The 3,371-nt window shown below is 59.0% G+C and carries 4 protein-coding genes; all 4 read right to left on the bottom strand.

Going from position 1 to position 3,371, the window contains the following annotated elements; translation table 11 throughout:
* On the bottom strand, window positions 1-1,142 hold a 1,142-nt coding region (locus IBX54_RS13750), incomplete at its 3' end, for an acetate/propionate family kinase (protein ID WP_296543222.1).
* Between the two features lie 9 nt (window positions 1,143-1,151).
* A complete protein-coding gene (locus IBX54_RS13745) occupies window positions 1,152-2,573 on the bottom strand; it encodes a bifunctional enoyl-CoA hydratase/phosphate acetyltransferase (protein ID WP_296543221.1) in 1,422 nt (473 codons plus the stop codon).
* Between the two features lie 15 nt (window positions 2,574-2,588).
* A complete protein-coding gene (locus IBX54_RS13740) occupies window positions 2,589-2,987 on the bottom strand; it encodes a hypothetical protein (RefSeq protein WP_296543220.1) in 399 nt (132 codons plus the stop codon).
* A 222-nt stretch (window positions 2,988-3,209) separates the two neighbouring features.
* Window positions 3,210-3,371 (bottom strand): OmpA family protein (locus IBX54_RS13735; protein WP_296543223.1); only part of this gene is annotated, 162 nt, incomplete at its 5' end.

The raw sequence follows: 3,371 nt of genomic DNA, 5'->3' as shown, positions 1-3,371 counted from the left end.
CCCTCGTCGGTGGGAACAACCCAAACTTCGATCGTGCTGCCGGCGGCGTGGATGGCCATGACCTGGTCACCCGTAGCCTGCAAGTTGCGCACCGGGTCAATCACCACGCCCAGCCAGGCCAGCCGCTGGCCGACCTCGCTGCGCAAGGCCACATCATGCTCGCCAATGCCACCACTGAAGGCCAACACGTCAAGCCCCTGCAGACAGGCAACCAAAGCACCGCTTTCGCGCAACACGCGGTAGGTGAACATGTCAACGGCCAGTTTGGCGCTGGCTGAGCTGTCGGCGCGCAGGCGGCGCATGTCGGCCGAGATGCCCGACACACCCAGCAGGCCGCTTTGTTTGTAGAGCAGCTGTTGCAGGCGGTCGTGGTCCCAGCCCTGCTCGAGCAAGTAGAGCAAGACCCCGGCATCGAGCGCGCCGGTACGCGTGCCCATCATCAGGCCATCGAGCGCCGAAAAACCCATGGTGGTGGCGCAACTCTTGCCCGCACGCGCCGCGCACAAGCTGGCGCCGTTGCCCAGATGGGCCATCAGCACCCGGGCGTTGGCGCGTGCGCTGTGGTGCAGCAGCACGCCCATCACATACTGGTACGACAGGCCATGGAAACCATAGCGGCGCAGCCCCCGCTCGAACAAGACCTCGGGCAGGGCAAAGCGGTAATCAAGTTCGGGCAAGGTGGCGTGATAGGCCGTATCAAAACAAGCCACCTGCGGCACCTCGGGAAAGGCTGCGGCAAAGGCCCTGATGCCCGCCAGATTATGTGGCTGGTGCAGTGGCGCCAGCGAATTGAGCCTTGTCAGGTCAGCCAAAACAGGGTCGCTCACCACCACGCTGGCACGGTAGCTGGCGCCGCCATGCACCACCCGATGCGCCACGGCCTGCAGCGCCGGGGTGCCCGGCAGTTCGGCCAGCAACTCACGCAAACTCAGCAGCGCCTGGGAAAACATTTGCTCGGTGCCAAGATTCAGGCTGCGAATTTGGCTCCGGCCCTGGAAGGTCCAGCACATTTCAGGTGAGCCGGCCGGCTCGAGCCCCTCAATGCTGCCACTGAGCAATTGCGGCAGGACTTTGCCTTGTTCCAGTGGATAAAGTGAAAATTTAAGAGAGGAAGAGCCCGCGTTGACCGACAAGATCGCCATGTCGAATCCTTACCAGACCGGGCGCGGCTGGTCGCGACGCGCGTTGTGCGCTACCAGCAAAGCCAGCAGGGCCGAAGCCACCCGATTGGAGGGGCCGTCGGCCCGGCTGGTCAGGGCAATGGGCACCCGGGCACCGAGCACAATGCCGGAACCACTGGCGCCAGCGAGGTACTCCAACTGCTTGGCCAGCATGTTGCCACTCTCCAGATCAGGCACTGCCAGAATATCGGCGTGGCCAGCCACCGTTGATTCAATGTTCTTGATTTGCGCTGCCTGCAGCGAGATGGCATTGTCAAAGGCCAGTGGCCCATCGAGCATGCCGCCGGTGATCTGGCCGCGCTCGGCCATTTTGCACAGTGCCGCCGCATCGAGCGTGGAGGGAATGTTGGGGTTGACAGTTTCCACTGCCGACAAAATCGCCACCTTGGGCTCAGCGACCCCCATGACACGCGCGAAATCGATGGCGTTCTGGATGATGTCCACCTTTTCCTGCAACGTGGGGCGAATGTTGAGTGCGGCATCGGTAATCAGCAGTGGCTTGTGGTACAGCGGCACATCAAAGCGAAACGCATGCGACATGCGCCGACCGGTGCGCAGGGCCGGCTTGGCCAGCACCGCGTGAATGAGTTCGTCAGTGTGCAGACTGCCCTTCATGAGCATCTCGACTTCCCATGCAGCCGCCATTTCGGCAGCTTTTTCAGCTGCCGCATGGCTGTGCGGCACGTTCAAAATCTCGACGCCGGTCAGATCCATACCTGCCTCGGTTGCCACATGACGAATGCGCACCTCCGGGCCGATCAGCACCGGCACGATCAGGCCGTAACGTGCAGCATCCATGGCGCCGCTGAGCGAGCCCGCATCGCAGGGGTGCACCACCGCACAGCGCACAGCCTCAAGCTTTTCACCCAGGGCAAGCAATTGTGTGAAGCGCAATTGCGGGTCGAACAATTGAATCTGCGGCGCCGTGATGCGCGGCAAGCGCACCTTGTTGATGGGTGCCAGCACCTTGGCCACACCGCTCAGAACCAACTCACCGCGTTGGTTGATCACCTTGCAATCGAGCTCGAGACTCTTTTTTTCAGGGTTCAGTGCTGACACGGTCACCGTGACGGTAAGCGTGTCGCCCACACGAACCGGTTTGACAAAATGAAGCGCCTGATCCTGGTAAATGGTGCCAGGACCTGGAAATTGTGTGCCCAGTAGCGCAGAAATCAACGCCCCGCTCCACATGCCGTGGGCGATCACGCCATGAAACAGGCTATCGCTGGCATAGACCGAATCCAGGTGCGCCGGGTTGGTGTCGCCAGACACAGCGGCAAACGCCTGGATGTCTTCAAGTGTCAGGGTGCGCAACAAGCGGGCACTTTGTCCGAGCGTGATCTCGGAAAAAGTGTAGTTTTCGATCAGTTCGGTATTCGAGAACAAATTCATGTCAATTCCAAAACATTAAAAAAACTCGTCCAGTCGCAAACCATCTGCACCGGGTTTGAAGCCCCGTCGCAGCAAATGCTCCTCCACCTGAACCATCGCCTGCTCTGTCACGGTCAAGCCGTTGGCATCCAGACTGCTAGCCTCCATGCGATAGCGCAAGACCAACAAACCACGCAATTCCTCTTGTAAATGCGCCTGTCGTCGATCAGCGTCAAGGTTGACGCGAGCCAACGCGATCGAGGTCTTGCAACGCTCATTGACAACGGGCTGTGCCGGTTGTGCAGACATCAAGGCATGCAGTGCTGAATCGTCATTCAAGGGAACGCGCAGTGCCGAGGCCAGTCGGGCAATGCGAACGTTAATGACCTCGAGAGCGTCGCTCAAGCGTTGAACCAACGCGGAATTTTCTTGCATCGCTCACCCTGTTCTTGCAGTTATCGGAGGAATTACCCATAAACCCTGATGTGGCGATTTTAGGGTAAACCCTAGCATTCAAAAGAATCCAACTGAAACGCATTTCCAGACTTGATCGTGAAATTCAAATCAATTCATTCGACATAACGATAGCGCGCAAACAACAAAAAACCCGCCGGAGCGGGTTTTTTGTTGAGCCTGAAGAATCAGGACAGGAACCAATTACTTGGCACGCGTACCCACCACTTCAACTTCAACGCGGCGGTTTTTGGCGCGACCTTGGCGGGTCTTGTTGTCAGCCACGGGCTGGGTTTCGCCTTTACCTTCGGTGTAGATACGGTTCTTTTCAATGCCCTTGGACTCCAGATAAGCCTTGACAGCTTC

It is taken from the genome of Rhodoferax sp. (assembly GCF_014859475.1).
Lineage (GTDB): Bacteria > Pseudomonadota > Gammaproteobacteria > Burkholderiales > Burkholderiaceae_C > Rhodoferax.
Note: the sequence above shows the minus strand (reverse complement) of the source record. Positions and strands in the feature narration are given on the sequence as shown.

Coding starts and splice junctions, on each gene's coding strand:
- IBX54_RS13745 (WP_296543221.1), bottom strand. CDS start 2,573: ATGAATTTGTTCTCGAATACCGAACTGATCGAAAACTACACTTTTTCC.
- IBX54_RS13740 (WP_296543220.1), bottom strand. CDS start 2,987: ATGCAAGAAAATTCCGCGTTGGTTCAACGCTTGAGCGACGCTCTCGAG.